Raw genomic sequence first — 18,557 nt, 5'->3', positions numbered from 1 at the left:
ACAACCGCCGAACCTGATCATAGAATCGGCAACCACCGGACGCGGGAGCGGACTTCGTCTGTCCATGCGCTCCGTCCGGGCACGAGGTTAGGGTGCCCGGCATGAACGCCATAGACCTGCGCGGTACCACGATCCACTACGACGACTCCGGGCCCTCGGACGGGCCGCCGGTCCTGCTGGTCCACGGGCACCCGTTCGACCGCACCCTGTGGGCCCCCCAGGCCGAGGCGCTGAGCGAAGCCGGATACCGGGTCGTCACCCCGGATCTGCGTGGTTACGGCCGCAGCGGCGTCACACCCGGGAAGGTTCTCCTCAGCGACTTCGCCGACGACCTCGCCGCGCTCCTCGACCACCTGGGCATCGGGCAGGCGGTGGCCGGCGGCGTGTCCATGGGCGGTCAGATCACCATGGAGCTCCAGCGCCGCCACCCGCGGCGGGTGCGCGCCCTGGTGCTGTCCGACACCTCCGCCCCCGCCGAGACCGACGAGGGCAAGGAGTTCCGCAACCGCCTGGCCGACCGGCTCCTCGCCGAGGGCATGGACGGCTACGCGGACGAGGTGATCGACAAGATGCTGGCCGCCTACAACGTCACCGCGATGCCGGAGGTCGCCGGGCGGGTCCTGGCGATGATGCGCGCCACGGACCCCCGGGGCGCCGCGGCGGCACTGCGCGGGCGGGCCGAACGCCCCGACTACCGGGACACGTTGGCGGCCGTGCGGAAGCCGGTGCTGATCGTCGTCGGCGCGGACGACGTCTACACGCCCGTCGCGGACGCCGAGGCGATCCACGGCCTCGTCCCCCACGCGGTCATGGCCGTCGTCGACGGGGCCGGGCACTTGCCCGGCGCCGAGCAGCCCGAGCGCTTCAACGCCGTCCTGCTGGACTTCCTCACCACGCAGGTGACCGCCCATGACTGAGCCGCACCCGCTCCTGGCCCGCTCCACCGGCGCTTCCGGCGGCAGGTTCCCGCCCGTCACCGCCCGTACGGGGAACGATCTCCAGGGGTTCCGAGGAGCACCGGGTCGCAGCCGGCCGTGAACGTTTCGGCGGGGGCGTCGTAGACCAGGGTGTAGCGCCAGAACAGGCGGCGGGGCGGTGGCGCGGGCCGGGTGCTTGGCCAGCCCCACGAGCGGGTTCGCGAGCGTGGCCGGCAGGGCGGCGAGCCGGTCGGCGAGACCGGCCTCCCGGTAGCAGCCGACGACCACCAGGCGCCCGCCCGGCGCGAGACAGCCGCGCAGCTCGCGCAGGGCGGTCCTCAGCGGGAGGTGGTGCAGAACGGCGACGAGGGTGACGGCGTCCCAGCGCCGCTGCCGGTCACGCCCGGCGAAGTCGGTCCCGACGATGGTGACCGCGGGGTCGTCGGCGAAGCGTTCCGCCGCGGCACGGGCGGTCCCGGGGTCGGGTTCGAGACCGGCGACGGCGATCGCACTGTGGCCGACGGTGATCACGATCAGCATCGACGACCGCGACACGAGGACCGCGACACGGTCGGACGCCGCGTCGACAAGACCGAGAAGCGGCGGGGCCCGGCCGGCCGCTGCGGCAGGACACCGAGCAGCCGCCACGCCGGGCTCCGCCTCCGTGTCCGGGCCCCGCCCCGGGACCCGGACACGGAGCCCGGCCCCGGAAGTCCTACTTCCACGGGTCGGTGAAGGACCGGCCGGGTACCGGCTTGGCGATGAGCGAGACGGGGACGAAGAAGTTGACCTGGCCGATCGCGAACATCAGCGTGGCGAGCGCCTTGGGCTCGTAGTGCTCGGCGGCCTGCGCGTACAGCTCGTCGGAGACCCTCTCGCCGCCCGCGGACGGCTGGAGCACGGCGTCCACCAGTGCCAGCGCGGCACGCTCGGCACCGGTGAAGTACGGCGAGTCCTGCCAGGACGCCACCGAGGTGATCCGCTCCTCCGACACCCCGGCCTTGCGCAGGAAGCCCGTGTGCAGAACGGTCAGGTAGGTGCTGCCGACGATCTGACCGGCACGCAGATGGACCAGGCTGATCGTGGAGCGTGGCACCGAACCGTTGCCGGTGACCCTGAACAGCGCCGCCGAGACCTGTGCCAGCTCGGGGACGAGCCCGGCGGGGTCCTCGGACATCCGCGGGGCCATCGGGACCTCTGCCGTGATCGAACGTGTTTCCATGACCGTCTCCTTCATGCTTCATGTCGCTGTCACTGTCACTGTCACTGCCCTGACGGATCGCGGCGGGGAAAGGTGACGCGGAAGCCAGACGTTCTCGGTCAGGCGGAGGACCGGTTCCAGGCCGTGCCCGCCGGTGGAGCCGCGGACGAGCCGCCGACCGTCTCGCGCGCGGGCCCCGGTCGACGCCGGGAGCCCGCACGCTGTCCGGCCGGCCGGCGCGCCGGGGGCCGGCGTCCTCGCCTCCGTGCCGGAAGCGCCGCCCGGACCGCACGGTCCTCGCGTGCGTGAAGACGGGAAAATCCTGAACGTCTGAGCAGGTGCCCCGCATCGGACGGTGGTCCCGGGCCCCTGCCGTCCGTGCCGCCGCGGCCGGAGAGCGCTGACACTCCGAGACCGGGACGCACGCCTCGAGCAGCAGCGCGCCCTTCGCACCGGGGCGGGTCTGGGCCAGCTTCTGCGCCGGCAGGACACCGAGCGAGAACCCGGCGTAGACGAGCTCCGCGGGCAGCCCTTCGGCGGCGGCGCTTCCGCGCTCGGTGAACGTACGGAATCCGGTGGGGTGCGCCCCCGGACTCCCGCGGACGGACGCGCGTGCCCGCTTCGGATCGTCCGGCCGCGCCCGTACGTCCGCACGCCGCCGCACCGGACCGGCCGCGGACGGCGGACCGGGCCCCTGTGCCGGGCAACGGCGCGTGACCTGTGCGGACTTCGGCCGTTGTCCTGGGCAGGGCACTGTTCCGGCCCGTCCGAACATCCGCGTTCCTGTTGGGGAGACACCCGCCGTCATGACCGTCCGTCGTATCCGCCGGCGCGCTGTCGCCACCGTCACCGGGACCGCGTGGCCCGGCCGGTGCGTCACCGCCCGGCGGCACCTTCTGTGCGAGGTCCCCCGTGTCCGGTGATCCCGCTCTCGCGCCGGCCGGCGTCCTCGCGGACCTGGAGCCGGTCGTGGCACGGCTGCTCGACCGCCACCTCGACGCCGCCAGGCCCTGGTTCCCGCACACCTACACCCCCTGGAGCGGGGCCACCGACTACGACGGCCCGCTGGACGGCGAACCCTGGCGGGAGGGCCAGTCCGTGATGTCCGCCGCCGTGCGGGACTCCTTCACCGTCAGCCTGCTGACGGAGGACAACCTTCCCAGCTACCACTTCGAGATCGCGACGCTCTTCGGCCGGGACGGCGCCTGGGGCACATGGGTGCACCGGTGGACGGCGGAGGAGGACCGGCACGCCTACGCGCTGCGCAGCTACCTGCACGCCCGCCGCGCCCTCGACCCGGTGCTCCTGGAGGAGCAGCGCATGGAGCACGTCTCGCGCGGCTACGCCGGCCACCACCCCGGCGTGCTGCACGGCCTGGCCTACGTCACCGTGCAGGAGATGGCCACCCGGGAGGCCCACCGCAACACGGGCAGGGCGTGCGGCGACCCGCTCGGCGAGAAGCTGACCGCCCGCATCGCCGCGGACGAGAACCTGCACATGCTGTTCTACCGCGACCTCTACCGGGCCGCCCTCGACCTCGCCCCGGACGCCGCCGTCACCGCCCTGGCCGATGTGATCTGCGACTTCCAGATGCCGGGGGCCACCCTGCCCGGCTTCCAGCAGCGGTCCCTGCGCATCGCCGCGGCCGGCATCTACAACCTCGACGTCCACCGCGAGCACGTGCTGCTGCCGCTGCTGCGGACCCTGAACGTGCAGGACCGCACCGACTTCACCGCCGCCGGCGACCGGGCGCGCGAGCGCATCGGACTGCACCTCGAACAGCTGGAGAGGAACGCGGCCCGGTTCCGCGCGCTGTTCGCGAGGATGGACCTGGACGGTGCCGCCACGGTGTGACGTTCCCCGCCCCGGTCCTGCACTCCTCCACCGGCCCGCCCGGCAGCGGCTCCTACGGCTCGCGGGACGGGCCCAGCGCCTCCCGCAGGTCCCGGGCGAGGCTGTGGGCGATGTCGGGCCACCGGTCGTCGATGTAGAAGTGGCGGCCGGGATAGACGCGTGTGCGGACGCGGCCGCGGCTCAGGTCCGCCCACGCGCCGAGGGCGCCCTCCCGGGCGATGGAGTCCTCGCGCCCGCCGAACACACTGATCGGGCAGTCCAGCGGGGCCTCCTCCTCGTGCCGGTAGCGCAGGTAGACGCTCACCTCGCGCTTGAGGACCGCATTGGCACTGGACCGGTGCAGCGCGTGCTGCGCGGCGAGTTCCCGGAACAGGGGCATCAGGCGGTGCAGGGGCTGCGCCCGCAGTTCGGCGGTCATCAGGTGCCACCGGTGGGGCGGGTGGGTGGCGGAGACGGCGAGCAGCGCCGGCTGCGGACGTGCCCCGCGCCGCAGCTGTCGCGCCGCCTCGAAGGCGAGGAGCCCGCCGCCGCAGTGGCCGAAGAAGGCGAACGGGCGGCCGGCCGCGTCCCGGTGGACCGCCTCGGCCAGCGACCGGGCCAGCTCCGGGACGTTCCGCATGGCGGGCTCCCGCAGACGGCGTCCGTAACCGGGCAGTTCGACGGGGCACGGCTCCACCCAGTCGGGCAGTTCGCGCACCAGAGGCAGGAAGAAGTCGGCGGGCCCGCCCAGGAACGGCAGGCAGTACAGGCGTGCCGCGGCGCCCGGGCGTCGTACGGCGCCCGAGGTCCACGGGCAGGGGGCCGCGGCTTCCGCGCCGTCGTACGTGATCACCTCGAAAGTCCTTCCGGTCGGCAACGGGGATGAGGACCGCCGCGGGGGAGGCGGTCCGGTTCCCGGTGCCCGGGCCCGCAGGGCGGATCCGGGCACCGGGAAGCGCTCACGGCCGTGCGGCCGGTGCGGTGTCCTGCCGGGCTCCGGTCTGCTGGGCCGGCAGGGCCGCGGCGACGGTCCGGGACGCCTGCTGCCTGAGGACGAGGTCGGCCAGCGCGGTCAGGGTGGGGTTGGCGACCGCTTCCATGGTGGGGATCTCGCAGTCGAAGTGGCGCTGGACCAGGACCGCGAGCTCGGCGGCCATCAGCGAGTCCATGCCGAGTTCGCCCAGCGGCCGCTCCATCGGCACCCGTTCCGGCGTGGTCTGCAGGACGGTGGCGGCCAGCTCCGCCAGTGCCTGCAACACCAGCTGACGGGCCTCCTGCGGTGGCAGGGTGGCCAGTTGCCGGCGCAGGTCGTCACCGTTGTGCCCGGCCACCTCCTTCGCGGGTGCGAGGACCAGGCTCAGCCGGGGGGCGTCCGCCGCGGGGCAGAACGAGCGCAGCGCCTCCCACGTCATGCGGGCCACGGCGACGACCTCGACCGGGTGGGCGAGGAGCCGGTCCAGGTGGGCGTGCGCCTCGCGGGGGGCGAGAAGACCCATGCCCTTGCTCCGCAGCATGTCGGTCAGACCCAGCCGCGCCACATAACCGGCCTCGTCGATGCCGCCCCACTGCACGGCCAGCGCGGTCTCCCCCCCGCCGGCGGCGGGCCCGGGCGAGGGACTCCAGGGCGAGGTTGGCACCGACGTACGGGGCCTGGTGGGGGTTGCCGATGAGCGCGGCGGCCGAGGAGTACAGGACGAACAGGTCCATGTCCCTGCCGCGGGTCAGCTCGTCGAGAACGAGCGCTCCGGCGATCTTCGGCGTGAGGACCGCCGCGACGCGCGCGTCGTCCAGGCCGGCGAGGGGAGCGTCGTCCAGGTGCATCGCGGCGTGCACGACACCGCGCACCGGGTGTCCGCGGTCGTCGGCGTCCTGGAAGACGGCGCGCATCGCGTCGATGTCGGCGGCGTCGGCCGCGTAGGCCGTCGCGTGCACGCCCCGGGCGCGCAGTTCTTCCAGCAACCGGGGCGCACCGGGCGTCCGTGTGCCCCGGCGTCCCACCAGGGCGAGGTGACGGGCGCCGCGCTCGGCGAGCCAGTGGGCGGTGGCCGCTCCGAAGCCACTGAGTCCACCGGTCACCAGATAGGTGCCCTCCGGGTCGAGCGGCCGCCGCTCCGGATACGGGGTGAGGGGCGGCGGCTGGTCGAAGGTGAGGACGAGCTTGCCGATGTGGTGCGAGTGCTGCAGCAGCCGGAAGGCCTCCGCGGCCTCGGCGGCGGGCCGCACCCAGTGCGGCCCCGGCCGGACGTCGCCTGCGGCGATGCCTTCGGCGAGCCGCTCGACGTGGCACCGTGCCCGGTCCGGGTCCTCCAGGACCATCTCGTTGAGGTCGACGGCGGAGAAGGTCAGGGCCCGTTGGAACGGACCCAGCAGCAGGCGTTCGTTGGCGTGGAAGTCCCGTTTGCCGAGTTCCACGAAGTGGCCCCCGGGCCTCAGGAGTTCCAGGCCGCGGGTGACGGCCTCTCCGCTGAGCGAGTTCAGGACCACGTCGACGCCCCGCCCGTCGGTGACGTCGAGAACCCGTTCGGCGAAGCCGAGCGTGCGCGAGTCGTGGACGTGCTCGACGCCGAGCAGGCGCAGCAGGTTCCTCTTGTGCGCCGTCCCGGCGGTGGCGATGACGCGGGCGCCGACCCGCTGGGCGTACTGGACGGCGGCGAGGCCGACGCCTCCGGCGGCCGCGTGGACGAGGACGGTCTGTCCCCGGCTCAGCCGGGCGACGTGGCGGAGGCCGTACTCGGCGGTGAGGTGGGCGAGCGGGACGGTGGCCGCCGCGGTGAGGTCCATGCCGTCCGGGACGCGGCACACGACCCGCGCGTCGACGGTCAGATGCGAGCACAGCGAGCCGCGGGCGATGGCCCAGACCCGGTCACCGGGGACGATGCCGGACACCTGTGCGCCGACGGCGGTGACGATCCCCGCGCACTCGTAGCCGACGGGGTGCTCCCGGGTGCCGTCGGTATCGGGCTGCGGCGGCAGCACGGCCTGTGCCTGGAGGACGTCCCGGTAGTTCAGGCCGGCGGCGCGGACCTCGACGGTCACCTCGCCGGGACCGGGCGGCGCGGGCGGCGCCACGGGGCGCCACACCAGGTCGTAGGCGGGTCCGGGGCGCCGGACCCGCAGGGCGTAGGCGCCCGGTCGCGGCGGTGCGGCCGCCGCGGGCACGCGATCCGTCACGCGGGACACGAAGCGGCCGTGGCGGGTGGTGACGATCTCGTCCTCCTCGCCCGGGTCCAGCAGTTCGGCCGCGATCCGCCGCGCGGCGTCCGCCGTCGTACCGCCGTAGTCGGCGGCGAGCCGGCGCACCGTGATCCGGGCGTGCTCGTTGGCGAGGGAGCGCGCCACGCCCCAGGCCGCGGCGGCGGGCACGGTCGCGGGCTCGGGGGCGGGCGTGGCGCCGTCGGTCGGGGCCACCAGCCACAGTGAGCAGGGGGCGTCCGCGGGCAGGCGGGACAGCATGGCCGACGCGTCCCGCAGGGCCGCCGTGTACCGCACGGAGCGGGTGGTGGCCTCCCGCGCGGTGAGCGCCGACGCGCCGGGATCGGTGTCGGTGACCAGGACGACGGTGACCGGCGAGGCGGCCGGGCCGCCGGGCGGCAGAGCGGACCGGTTCCCGGCGGCGTCCGTCCCGGTGTGCCGCACCGTGCCGCCGGCCGCGGTCAGCGCCGCGGCCAGCTCGGCCGTCAGGGCGCAGTCCGGCTCTCCGGCGACGACCCACACGGAGCCCGTGGGCGCCTGCGGCGTCGGGGGCGCCGCGACGGCACCGGGGCGGGGGGTGCGCCGCGCGCGGAGCACGGAGGCCACCCGGGCCAGGTCGCCGCCGGCGTCGGCGTGTGCGATGTCGCCGAAGCCGGTCTCCTCCAGCAGTTCACGCCAGCGCGACTGCGGCAGCAGCGGGGTGCGGGGGCGTTCCGCCAGGTCGGTACGGTTCCAGAAGCTCTTCAGCACACCGAACACCAGGGCGCCGGCCGCGGTGTCGTGCATCTCCTGCACCAGCAGGTGACCGCCGTCGGCGAGCAGGAAGGACAGGCGGGCCAGTGTGGCGCGGACGTCCCCGGTGGCGTGCAGGACGTTGGAGGCGAGGACGAGGTCGAACGCCCCCTCCGCCCAGCCCTGTTCCCGTGGATCGCGGTCGAGGTCCAGCACCCGGTACTCGACGAAGTCGTGGGCGTCGAGCCGGGCCCGGGCCCGGGGGAAGAAGGACTCCGAGACGTCGGTGAAGACGTACTGGGTGCGCCCCCGCGGCAGATGGGGCAGGACCACCCGGCTGGTCGCACCGGTGCCGGCGCCGACCTCGAGGACGCGCAGCGGGCGGTCGGCGGGCCAGGCCCCGGCCAGGGCGCGCACGCAGGACCGCATGGCGCGGCCCGCGACCTCGGACTGGATCGAGGAGGCGTACAGTTCCTCGGTCACGTACCGGCCGGACTCGGAGAACAGCAGTTCCAGCGGGTCGCAGCGCCCCGTCAGGATGTCCGGCAGCCGCCGGCCGCACATGCCGTACGCGGTCAGTTCCGGACCGCGCCGCAGGGGCCCGGCCGCCAGGGAGCGCACCGTCTCCCCGGGACGGCCCGGAGCGAGGACCCGGCAGGCGCCACCGGACCGGAAGGCGTCCGCGTCCGCCACGAGGCGGTACTCCTCGGCCACTTCCAGCAGGACGCCGAGCAGCGGTTCGTACTCGGGCAGGACCCCGGCCTCGCTCAGCTCGGCCCAGGTGAACCGCGCCGCGCCCGGCAGGAGCTCCGCGACGGCGTGTACCGCGAAGTGCGCCGTCACCCGCTTCAGGGCGTCCACCAGCTCCAGCCCCTGGCGTGCCTCCGACTCGGACATGACCACGGTCTCCGGCAACGCGGACGCCATCTCGGCGGCGGACGCGCGGGGCGCCGGGAGCGCCGCGCCGGCGTGGCCCGGACGCGGGGCGACGCACAGCTCGCTGACGTACGCGCCGACCGCGGTTCCGGTCCCGGCGTCGAAGCGGCGCAGCCGGCAGCCGAGGAGTTCCACGCAGACCGTGCCGTCCTCGTCGACGAGGGTGACGTCCCAGACGGCCTCGGCCGCGGTGGCCGACCGCCCGCGCACCCGGACGTGGCCGGTGACGCCGACCGGTCGCCAGGCGCGGACCGTGTCGACGGCCGCGGGCAGGAACGTCGCGCCGTCCGCGACGTCCAGCAGCACGGCACCGGCCTGGAGGGCGCCGTCGAGGATCGCGGGGTGCGCCAGGTAGCCGGCGGTCTCCACGTGGTCGGCGCGGTAGCGGGCCACCGCCTCGCGGCCGTCGGTGCGGACCTGGTCGAGCACGCGGAAGCAGGGTCCGTAGTCCAGGCCGCTGCGGCGGGCGCGGTGGTACACCTCGTCCGCGTCGGCGCCGTGCGGGAACTCCCGGCGCAGCACGTCGTCGCCGAGTGGTTCGGGGGCCCGGCCGAGCAGGCGGCGCACCCGGCCGCGGGCGTGGGAGCGCCAGGGCTGTCCGGGGCCGCCGGCCCGGCTCGCCACGCGCACCACTCCGTCCTCGTCGGACAGGGAGGTCTGCAGCCAGACGTTCATCTCCGGGTCGTCCCAGGGCAGAGTGAGCGGCTGGAAGGTCAGCGCGGTGACCTCCACGGGCGCGTCGAAGGCCCGGGTCCCGGCGGCCAGGGCCGCCTCGATGTATCCGGCGGCCGGCATCAGCACCGCGCCGCCCACCTTGTGGTCGGCCGGCCACGTCAGGCGGGCCGGGTCGATGCGCTGGTGCCAGCTCGGGTCCGGGGCGGCGGCCCGTTCGCCGAGCAGGGGGTGGTCCAGGGTGCCGTCGCCGCAGGTGCGGTCCCACGTCGCGGCCGGCGGCATCGGGAGGGTCTCGCGCTGCCAGGTGCGCGGCGGCAGGTCGGTGACCTTCCCCGGCACGGGGAAGAACGCCGTCCAGTCCCCGGCCCCGGCGGCCAGGGCGCCGCCGACGGTCTCCTGCAGCGCGTCGGTGCCCGGCCGGTGGCGGCGCAGGGTGGGCAGGACCACGGCCGGCACCCGGGCCGTTTCGGCCGCCCGGCGCAGATAGGCCGTGAGCACCGGGTGCGGGCCGATCTCGACGAACGTGCCGCAGCCCTCCTCCAGCGCCGCCGCGGCGGCCTCGGCGAACAGCACGGGACGCCGCAGGTTGTGCCACCAGTACTTGGCGTCCAGGCCGGTGCCGTCCTGCCCCTGCCGGAGCCGGCCGGTGACGGTGGAGGCGAACGGCAGGCGCAGCGGGCCCGGACGCAGGCCGGCCAGCGCCGCCTTCATGGGCTCGGCGAGCGGGTCCATGAGCCGGCTGTGGAAGGCGTGGTCCAGCTCCAGCGGGCGGAAGAAGACGTCACGGCCGGCCAGATGGTGGGCCAGTTCCTTCAGCGCCTGCTCGTCCCCGCTGACGGTGACGTCGTGCGCGCTGTTGACGGCGGCGATCTCCAGTCTCCCGCCGTACGGCAGGAGCAGGGCGCGGGCCTCCCGCTCGGGCAGGCCCAGTGCCGCCATGCGGCCGCTGCCGGCGGTGGTGCCCTGGAGCCGGCTGCGCTCGGCCACCACCCGGGCGGCGTCGGGCAGGTCCAGTGCGCCGGCGACGCAGGCGGCGGCGATCTCCCCGACGCTGTGCCCGAGGACCGCGTCCGGGCGCACCCCCTGTCCGTCCAGTGCCGCGACGAGGCCCAGTTGCAGCGCGAACAGGGCGGGCTGTGCGATCTCGGTGCGGTCCATGCGGGAGGGGACGCCCGGTGCGGCCAGTTCCTGGGCCACCGACCATCCCAGCAGCGGTCCCAGGGCGGCGTCGGCCTCCCGCACGGCGGCGCGGAAGGCGGGCACCGCCGCCATGAGGTCGGCCCCCATGCCGTGCCACTGGGACCCGTTGCCGGAGAAGGCGAACACCACCTTGCCGTTCACGGCCCGTCCGGTGCCGGAGGGCGGCTGAACGGCCGGGGAGGCGGCCCGTTCCCGCAGCCGGTCGGCGGCCTGCTCCGGGGTGCGGGCGAGCACCACCGCGCGGTGCGGGTGGTGGCTGCGGCGGCGGCAGGCGCTCCAGGCGGTGTCGTAGAAGGCGTCCGGTGCGACGCCCTCCAGATGGTCGGCCATCCGGTGCAGGGCACTCGTCAGGGCGTCCTCGGTGTGGGCCGAGACCAGCAGGGGCAGCGCCGTGCCCTGCGGCCGGGCGGCCGGCCCCTCCACCGGGGCGGGAGCGGGCGGGGCGCCGAGCAGGACGTGGGCGTTGGCGCCGCCGAATCCCATGGAGCTGACCCCGACCAGGCCGTCCCCCTCGCAGGGCGGCACCGGCCTGGCGGTGACGGCCGGTTCCAGCCCGAGTCCGGCGAAGTCGATGTCGTCGGCGAGCGGTTCGGCGTGCAGGGTGGCGGGGATGCGCCGGTGCCGCAGCACCAGGCACGCCTTCAGCAGGCTGGGCATGCCCGAGGCCGCCTCCAGGTGCCCCAGGTTGGTCTTGACCGACCCGATGGGCAGCGGCCCCCGGGTGCGGGCGGTGGCGAGCGCCCGTCCGACGGCCCGGCACTCGGCGCGGTCCCCGGCCTGCGTGCCCGTGCCGTGCGCCTCGAAGTAGACCAGTTCGTCGGGGGAGACCCCGGCGTCCCGGTAGAGCCTGCGCAGCAGTTCTTCCTGCGCCTCGCTGCTGGGCAGGGCCATCCCCCGGGTGTGCCCGTCGCTGTTGACGCCGCTGGACCGGATCACCGCGTGCACCCGGTCGCCGTCGGCGAGGGCGTCGGCGAGCGGTTTGAGGACGACCAGCCCGCCGCCCTCCGCCCGTACGAAGCCGTCGGCGGCGGCGGAGAAGGTCCGGCACCGGCCGGTCGGGGACAGCAGCGACGCCTTGGAGAACCCGATGTAGGGGCGGGGGTCGAGCAGCAGGCCGATGCCGCCCGCGAACGCCATGCTGCTGTGCCCGGTGCGCAGCGCCTCGCAGGCCTGGTGCACCGCGATCAGGGACGACGAGCAGGCGGTGTCCACGGTCATGCTCGGACCCCGCAGGTCGAAGATGTACGACAGCCGGTTGGAGAGGATGGCGTCCGCCCCGCCGGTCATGGTGTAGGCGTCCATCTTCTCCGGCAGGGTGCCCTGCATCGCGAGGGCGGCCGAGCCCGAGCAGCCGACGAAGACGGCGGTGTCCGACCCCGCGATCCGGTCGGCGTCCATCCCGGCGTCGTCCAGCGCGTCGACCGCCATCTCCAGCAGCAGCCGCTGCTGCGGGTCCATGCCGGCGGCCTCGCGCGGGGAGATGCCGAAGTAGTCGGCGTCGAACCGGTCGTACTCCCGGAGGAACCCGCCGGCGACGGTGTAGGTCTTGCCCGGGCGGCGGGGGTCCCGGTCGAAGTACCGGGAGGCGTCGAAGCGGTCCGGGGGCACCTCGGTCACCAGGTCCCGGCCTTTGCTCAGGGCTGCCCACAGCTCGTCCAGCGAGGTGATGCCGCCGGGCAGCCGGCAGGCGGCTCCGACAAGGGCGATGGGCATGTCGTGCCGTGGAGGGGGCGGTGTGCGCAAGACGGTCTCCTTGCGGTCGTGGCGGTCGTGGAGGGGAGGGCGGGTGCGGCCGTTGCGGAGGGGGACCGGCCGGTGACGGGAGGGCGGGACGGTGGTCCCGTGCGGGGGAGCGGGAGGACGGCGGCCGCGGACCTGCGCGGGCAGCGCGCCCCGTGTGTCCCGTGGCCCCGGCGGGCGGGGGAGGGGGAGGGGGGAGCACCGGGGCGGCCGGGGGGAAGGCCGGTGGTGTCGGCGAGGGCGCTGAGCACCACGGTCATGAGCGGGTCGCGGCGGATGACGGCGGGGTGGACGCGCGGCCGGTGGCACCGGTGCCGCCGGCGACCGCGGTCAGCGTGTACGCCCCGGCCGCGGTCGCGGGGCCGGCGAGGCGGCCGGAACGGGTCCGCGGCTCCCGTACGGGGCACGGGGAGGCGGAGGGGAGGGGGTCTCACGGATCACGCGTCGGACAGTAGCCGACCGATCGCACGGGGTAGTACTCGCCGGGGGCGTTCACCCGCGGGGGTGAGGGCCGCGGCGCCGGGCCGCGGACCCGGCGTCTTCCCGGGGCGGTCGTCCGGCGGGAGCCGCCGTCAACGTCCCCCGCCCCGCGCCCGCATCACTCGTTCGAGTCATGGCGGCCGCGCGCCCCGGAACGCGGCACACCGCGTACCGCCCGGCCGGCGGGGTGCCCGGCGGCCGGCAGGCGGTCGCGGCGACCGCGATGCCCCGGCCCGTCCGTGATAGCCAAAGGGCCTTCGACAGCGCGTGGGTGAGGGAGGTATCGATGCGCCGCATCGGAACGGTCGTGGTGCGGTACCGCTTCGCGGTGATGTCCGTGTGGCTGGTGCTGGTCGTGGCGAGTCTCGCCGTGCTGTCCGCCGTCCCCCGGACACTGCAGCCGCCGGACGTCACGGTCGACCGGTCGGCCTCGGCCGCCGCCGCGGACCTCGTCGCCGACCGGTTCCCCGACATCGGCACGCGGCAGGTGATGCTGGCGTTCACCTCCCGCACGCTCCCGGCCGACGATCCGGCGTACGGGCGCGCCAAACAGGCCGTCACCGCCGCGATGAGGAAGCAGCCGGAGGTGGGAGTCGTCCTGCCGGTGCCCCGCACCGAACGGCAGGACCCCCGCCACTCCTACGTGATGCTCGGCGTCCGCGGTGACACGGACACCGCCCGGCGGGTGCTGCCGGAACTGGCCGACCGGGCCCGGGAGACCGTCCGCGAACACTCGGACGGCAGGGTGTCGGCAGCCCTCGTCGGCCTGGACCCCGTCCTGGCGGAACTGGCCCGCGCCACCACCCGGGAGGTGGAGGCCGCGGAGGTGTTCACGGTGCCCGTGGCCGCCCTGCTGCTGGCGGTGGGGCTCGGCTCCCTGGGGGCCGCCGCCCTGGTGCTGCTGCTCGCCGGAACCGCGATCGTCCTCAGCCTGGCCGTCCTGACGCTGACCGGGCTGTCCCGGGGCGTGGACGCGACCGCGGTGGCCGTGGTCGCCACCGTCGGACTCGGCGTCGGCCTGGACTACGCGCTGCTGCTGACGCTGCGTCACCGCAGACGCCGGGCCACCGGCCTGCCGCCCCACCGGGCCGCCGAACAGGCCACCGCCACCGCCGGCGCCACGGTCCTCCTGGCGGGCACGGCCGTCGTCGCGACCGCCACCGGTCTGCTGCTGACGGACATCGCCTACATGCGGGCCCTGGCGCTCGCGGCCGTCCTGGCCGCGTCGACCGCGACCCTCGCCGCGCTCACCCTGATGCCGGCCCTGCTCGCCTCCTGCGACCGGGCCCTGGGATGGGCCCCGATGCCCTGGAAACGGCCGGGACGGCGCCGCACGAAATCCGGGCCCTCCGCCTGGGAGCGGTGGACCGCGCACCTGATGCGGCACCCCGTCCGCCACGCCACGGCCGCGACGCTGCTCCTCCTGCTGGCCGCGTCCCCCGTGCTCGGACTGCGCACGGCGCTGCACTTCGACCGTTCCCTGATCGCCGGCACCGACACCGGCGCCGGACTGGCCAGGATGGAGGCCGACCGGATCGTCAGCCTCACCCTGGTGGCCCTGCCCCACCCGGCGGGTGCCGGGCCCGTCGACACCCGGGCGCTGTCCGGCGCGCTGGGCGAGGACCACCGGGTCGCCGCGGTGGCCCCGATCGACAACGGCCGCGACCTGACCCTGCTGCTGATCGGCGAGGCGCAGGCACCGGACACCCCCGCCGCGACCGCCCTCCAGCAGCGTCTGCGCGAGGACCTCGTCCCGCGTCTGCTGCCCGCCGGCCAGCCCGTGCGGATCGCCGGGCCGTCGGCGGCCGTGCACGACCTGGGCGCCGAGGCCGGTGACCGGGTGTGGTGGGTGCTGGCGGTGATCAGCTGCGGCACCTTCGTCCTGACCTTCCTGGTCTTCCGCTCGGTGCTCGTCCCGCTCAAGGCGATCGCGATGAACCTGCTCTGTGTGGCAGCCGCCTTCGGACTGCTCACCCTGGCCACTCCGGCGCTCGGCCACGACGCCGTCAACCCCCTGCTGCCCCTGATCGCCCTCAGCCTGGTGTTCGGCCTGTCGATGGACTACGAGATCTTCCTCGTCCACCGCATCGCCGAGCACTACCGGGCCCACGGCGACAACAGTGCGGCCGTGCTGTACGGTCTGCGCCGCACCGCACTGCCCATCAGCCTGGCCGCGGGCGTGCTCGTCGTGAGCCTCACCGGGCTGCTCGCCACCCACCGGCAGGACCTGCGCCAGCTCGGTTTCGTGGTGATGACCGCCGTCGTGCTCGACGCCACCGTCGTCCGGATGGTGCTGGCGCCCGCCCTGATGCGGCTCATGGGCCGTGCCAACTGGTGGCTGCCCGCCCGGCTCGGACGTCTGCTGCCGGCCCGCGACGGCGAGGTGCGCCTTCCGGCACAGGCCGGCGCCGAACCCGCGGCCGACCACCCCCGGGTGTGACCCGTGCCGGCCCGGCCCTTCCGGGCCGGCGGGACCCGAGAACCCGCGCGCTCACCCGGCCGCGGGCCTGCCGCCCTCCCCGCTCCCTCCGCCCCCGGGACGGTGCCCCAGGGCGGCGCGGAAGTAGCGCGCGTCGAGAGGCGGCGGCGGCGCGACGCCGGCGGCCGCGTCGGCCGCGTCGAGGGCGGGACGGTCGTAGCGGCGTGTGAGCCGGCCGTAGTGGTCGCCGGTCGGGGTGAGGCGGGACAGGAAGCTCTCCAGAGGGCCGAGCGGCACCGGCTCCGGCTCCCGGACCAGACGCACCCACGGCAGCGTCGAGACCACGGCGGGCAGCCACACGTCGTTGGGGGTGTCGACGGGGTGCACGACGTGGCAGGTGCGCACACCCGGCGGGGGCGCGGCGGCGAGCCGGACCATCGCGTCGGCGGCGTAGTCCACGGGGACGAAGTTCATCGCGGAGCCGTGCGGGAGGTGCAGACGCAGCGTGAGGGTCTCCTCCCCCGGCGCGAGGGGGGCGCCGGTCAGTCCGGCCAGCCGCCGCGGGCCCTGCCGTGCGGCCAGGGCGAGCTGCACGCCGATGGCGCTGAGCGGGTGATGGGGGCAGCCGGGCGGCACGCGCCGGTGGCTGATCAGCACGCTGGGCCGCAGGACGGTGACGGCGGCGCCGGTCCGGTCCGCCCACTCGCGGACCAGATGCTCGGCCAGGTGCTTCGTGGCCTCGTAGGGCAGGGCGAAGCCGTGGGAGTCGTCGAGGCGGTCCTCCGCGACGGTGCCCGCCGGCCGTGCTCCGGCGACGAAGGCGGTGCTGATGTGGACCAGGCGGGCCGGGCCGCCGGGCCGCCGCGCGGCGAGTTCGAGGACGTGGCGGGTGCCGTCCACGTTCACGGGGGTGAGGGCGTCGAGGGACGCCCGCAGGTCGATGCCCGCCGCGCAGTGCCAGATCTCCTCGGCCCGTTCGGCGAGGGCGCGGTGGGCCACGGCGTCCAGCCCCAGAAGGGGGCGGGTCACGTCGCTCCGGACCAGGCGCACCCCGGGCAGCGCCGCGAGATCGTCCTCGCCGGCGCCCGCGGCCGCGAGGGCCCGGGCGAGCCGCTTCCGTGCGGCCGCCGGGTCCTGGCGGACCAGGGCCGTCACCCGGTGACCGCCGCGCATCAGGCGCAGCAGGAGATGGGAACCCAGGAAACCGGTCGCGCCGGTGATCACCGTGGTCACTCGTGCTCCTCGCACTCGCTCAGGCCCGGTCGAAGACCAGGACCGCGTTCTGACCGCCGAAACCGAAGGAGTTCGTCATGGCGGCGTCCAGACGCGCCGGGCGGGGAGCGCCGGTGACGATGTCCAGCTCGCGCCCCGCGTCCTGGCGCCGGAGGTTGGCGGTCGGAGGGATCTCCTGGCGTTCCAGGGCCAGTACGGTCAGGGCGGCCTCGATGGCCCCCGAGGCCCCGAGACTGTGGCCGAGGACGCTCTTGGGGGCCGTGACCGGCGGCGCATCCGCGCCGAAGACCGCCCGCAGGGCCAGCGCCTCGGCGGTGTCGCCGGCCACGGTGGCGGTGCCGTGGGCGTTGACGTGGTCGATCCGGCGGGGCGTGCGGCCCGCGGCCGCGATGGCCTGCCGCATGGCCTGCGCGGCACCGGTGCCGTCGGGACGGGGCAGGACGGGGTGGTGCGCGTCGCTGCTGAAGGCGTGCCCGCGCAGCACCGCGCGGGCCGTGGCGCCCCGCCGCCGGGCGTGTCCGGGGTCCTCCAGCACCAGGATCGCCGCCCCTTCGGAGAGCACGAGACCGTCGCGGTCGGTGTCGAAGGGCCGGCACGCCTCGGCCGGCCGGTCCGTGCGGCGGGAGAGGGCGCCCATCTGGTGGAAGCAGGTCGCGCTCATCCGGCCGCGTGCCGACTCGGCGCTTCCGGCCAGGACGACGTCGCAGACCCCGGAGCCGATGAGACCGGCGGCGACGCCCAGCGCCATGGCCCCGGAGGCGCAGGCGCCGGCGACGGTGAAGCCGGGCCCTCGGGCCCCCAGGTCGATGGCCACCTCGGCGGCGACCATGTTGGGCACACTGCGGGTCAGGGCCGTGGGGGAGACGAGGTGGGGCATGTCCGCGTCGAGGTGGCGGAACTCCCGGGCGTAGGTGTCCAGGCTGTTGCCCCCGATGCCGAGGACCACCCCGACCCGCGGCGCGTCCCAGGCGCCCGGGGCCAGCCCGGCGTCGGCGACCGCGTCACGGGCGGCGACCAGCGCCAGATGCGCGAAGCGGTCGAGCCGCCGGGCCGTCCGCCGCCCGAGCGCGGCGACCGGGTCGAAGCCGGTGACGGGACAGAAGATGTCCACCGGCAGTCCCGCGAGGGCCGGGTCCCTGACTGCCAGTCCGGCGCCCCGGCCCAGCACCCGCCAGCATTCGTCCGGCCCGCGCCCCGCCGGGGTCAGCAGCCCCATGCCGGTGACCGCCGCACCGCGGGGCGCGGGGCGCCGCCGGACGCGGGGCGGCTCCGGTGCCGCGGCCTCGGTGCCGGACGTCGGATCGAGGGGCATCGTGGGACCTTCCGGACGAGGACGCGGGAACCGGCGGGAGCGGTCCCGGACGCGGTGCGGGGAGCGGCGGGCGTCAGGCGGTCGCCGCGGGGGTGCCGCGCGTGACGGCCGCCTGGAACGCCTCCGCGAGTTCCCCCAGGGTGCTGTCCAGGCTCAGACCGGCGTCGAGGTCGTCGAGCCTGACGCCCGTCTCCTCGGAGACGATCACGGCGATCTCCGCGAGCATCAACGAGTCGACGTCGAGGTCCCGGACCCCGGCCTCCGGCCGTACGACGTCGGCGTCGACGCCGAACTCCTCGATGAGCAGGGTGGCCAGACGGTCGTACATGGAAGCAGCTCCTGGTTCTCACGGCAGGTGCGCGGACCCGCTCGTCCCCGCCCGCAGACGTCACCGCCGTCAGCGGGGCAACGACCGGGGGCATCCGGGGTCACGGGCCGGCGGCGGCCGTCGCGCGAAATGGTGGGCGCTCCCGCCGTCCCCGCCCGGACGGGAAGGGGCCCCGTGACCCCGGCGCCGGGCCGTCGTTGCGCAAGCGGGGCGCGGACCGCGGCGGATTCCTGACCGGGCCGCACGGGAGGTGACCGTACGCGAAGCGGGCGGCGGGGGCGCCGGTCGTACGGGAGGCGGCGTGCCGCGTCCCGGGCCCGCGGGGTGATGCGCGCCCGCACCGACACGGAGGTGGGAGA

10 protein-coding genes and 2 pseudogenes are annotated in these 18,557 nt (G+C 75.6%); 3 read left to right on the top strand and 9 right to left on the bottom strand.

The genetic code is table 11. The features are described from left to right. Positions 1-101: 101 nt before the first annotated feature. Entirely contained in the window at positions 102-917 is an 816-nt protein-coding gene (locus ACFYOJ_RS17195) for an alpha/beta fold hydrolase (RefSeq protein ID WP_356553232.1), read from the top strand. A gap of 342 nt (positions 918-1,259) precedes the next feature. On the opposite strand, the pseudogene ACFYOJ_RS17190 reads toward ACFYOJ_RS17195, so the two are convergent. The 3 genes and pseudogenes from ACFYOJ_RS17190 to ACFYOJ_RS17180 all read right to left on the bottom strand — a co-directional run. Further along, positions 1,260-1,457, bottom strand: a pseudogene (locus ACFYOJ_RS17190) (hypothetical protein); the annotation flags it as partial. 175 nt (positions 1,458-1,632) lie between these two features. Next, the gene (locus ACFYOJ_RS17185; protein ID WP_356553234.1) at positions 1,633-2,139 is read right to left on the bottom strand and encodes a carboxymuconolactone decarboxylase family protein; all 507 of its coding nucleotides are present in this window, start codon (positions 2,137-2,139) and stop codon (positions 1,633-1,635) included. Positions 2,140-2,524: 385 nt separating this feature from the next. Next, positions 2,525-2,707 (bottom strand): annotated as a pseudogene (locus tag ACFYOJ_RS17180) (dienelactone hydrolase); the annotation flags it as partial. 323 nt (positions 2,708-3,030) lie between these two features. Here ACFYOJ_RS17180 and ACFYOJ_RS17175 point away from each other — a divergent pair. Then, complete coding sequence (locus ACFYOJ_RS17175; RefSeq protein ID WP_356553236.1) at positions 3,031-3,972, top strand: acyl-ACP desaturase; 942 nt, start codon at positions 3,031-3,033, stop codon at positions 3,970-3,972. A gap of 52 nt (positions 3,973-4,024) precedes the next feature. Here the strand turns inward: ACFYOJ_RS17175 and ACFYOJ_RS17170 are convergent, their stop codons facing one another. The 3 genes from ACFYOJ_RS17170 to ACFYOJ_RS17160 form a co-directional block, all read right to left on the bottom strand. Beyond that, positions 4,025-4,804 carry a thioesterase domain-containing protein gene (locus ACFYOJ_RS17170; RefSeq protein WP_356553238.1) on the bottom strand — a complete coding sequence of 260 codons (780 nt, stop codon included), beginning with the start codon at positions 4,802-4,804 and terminating at the stop codon, positions 4,025-4,027. A 106-nt stretch (positions 4,805-4,910) separates the two neighbouring features. Continuing rightward, positions 4,911-5,282 (bottom strand): acyl carrier protein, encoded by a 372-nt coding sequence (locus tag ACFYOJ_RS17165; RefSeq protein ID WP_356553240.1) that lies wholly within the window; start codon positions 5,280-5,282, stop codon positions 4,911-4,913. After that, positions 5,263-12,399: an SDR family NAD(P)-dependent oxidoreductase gene (locus tag ACFYOJ_RS17160; protein WP_356553242.1), complete on the bottom strand. Its 7,137-nt coding sequence runs from the start codon at positions 12,397-12,399 to the stop codon at positions 5,263-5,265. Before ACFYOJ_RS17160 ends, ACFYOJ_RS17165 begins: the two co-directional genes overlap by 20 nt. 793 nt (positions 12,400-13,192) lie before the next feature. On the opposite strand from ACFYOJ_RS17160, the gene ACFYOJ_RS17155 reads away from it, so the two are divergent. Next, positions 13,193-15,346 carry an MMPL family transporter gene (locus ACFYOJ_RS17155; RefSeq protein WP_356553244.1) on the top strand — a complete coding sequence of 718 codons (2,154 nt, stop codon included), beginning with the start codon at positions 13,193-13,195 and terminating at the stop codon, positions 15,344-15,346. 51 nt (positions 15,347-15,397) lie between these two features. Here ACFYOJ_RS17155 and ACFYOJ_RS17150 read toward each other — a convergent pair whose 3' ends face one another. The 3 genes from ACFYOJ_RS17150 to ACFYOJ_RS17140 all read right to left on the bottom strand — a co-directional run bounded on the left by ACFYOJ_RS17150 (position 15,398) and on the right by ACFYOJ_RS17140 (position 18,198). Continuing rightward, positions 15,398-16,558, bottom strand: a complete 1,161-nt coding sequence (locus ACFYOJ_RS17150) for an SDR family oxidoreductase (RefSeq protein WP_356553245.1) — start codon at positions 16,556-16,558, stop codon at positions 15,398-15,400. Positions 16,559-16,577: 19 nt separating this feature from the next. Next, entirely contained in the window at positions 16,578-17,774 is a 1,197-nt protein-coding gene (locus ACFYOJ_RS17145; protein WP_356553264.1) for a beta-ketoacyl-[acyl-carrier-protein] synthase family protein, read from the bottom strand. 169 nt (positions 17,775-17,943) lie between these two features. Further along, on the bottom strand, positions 17,944-18,198 hold the full coding sequence (locus ACFYOJ_RS17140; RefSeq protein WP_356553247.1) for an acyl carrier protein: 255 nt from the start codon (positions 18,196-18,198) through the stop codon (positions 17,944-17,946). Positions 18,199-18,557: the final 359 nt, after the last annotated feature.

The sequence above is a fragment of the Streptomyces sp. NPDC006384 genome (assembly GCF_042870695.1).
GTDB lineage: Bacteria > Actinomycetota > Actinomycetes > Streptomycetales > Streptomycetaceae > Streptomyces.
The sequence above is the reverse complement of the archived record's forward strand: the minus strand, read 5'-3'. Positions and strand labels throughout refer to the sequence as shown.

Excerpts from the sequence above, each read along its gene's own strand:
- ACFYOJ_RS17195 (WP_356553232.1), top strand. The coding sequence starts at position 102 with ATGAACGCCATAGACCTGCGCGGTACCACGATCCACTACGACGACTCC.
- ACFYOJ_RS17185 (WP_356553234.1), bottom strand. The coding sequence starts at position 2,139 with ATGGAAACACGTTCGATCACGGCAGAGGTCCCGATGGCCCCGCGGATG.
- ACFYOJ_RS17160 (WP_356553242.1), bottom strand. The coding sequence starts at position 12,399 with ATGCCCATCGCCCTTGTCGGAGCCGCCTGCCGGCTGCCCGGCGGCATC.
- ACFYOJ_RS17155 (WP_356553244.1), top strand. The coding sequence starts at position 13,193 with ATGCGCCGCATCGGAACGGTCGTGGTGCGGTACCGCTTCGCGGTGATG.
- ACFYOJ_RS17145 (WP_356553264.1), bottom strand. The coding sequence starts at position 17,774 with ATGGGGCTGCTGACCCCGGCGGGGCGCGGGCCGGACGAATGCTGGCGG.
- ACFYOJ_RS17140 (WP_356553247.1), bottom strand. The coding sequence starts at position 18,198 with ATGTACGACCGTCTGGCCACCCTGCTCATCGAGGAGTTCGGCGTCGAC.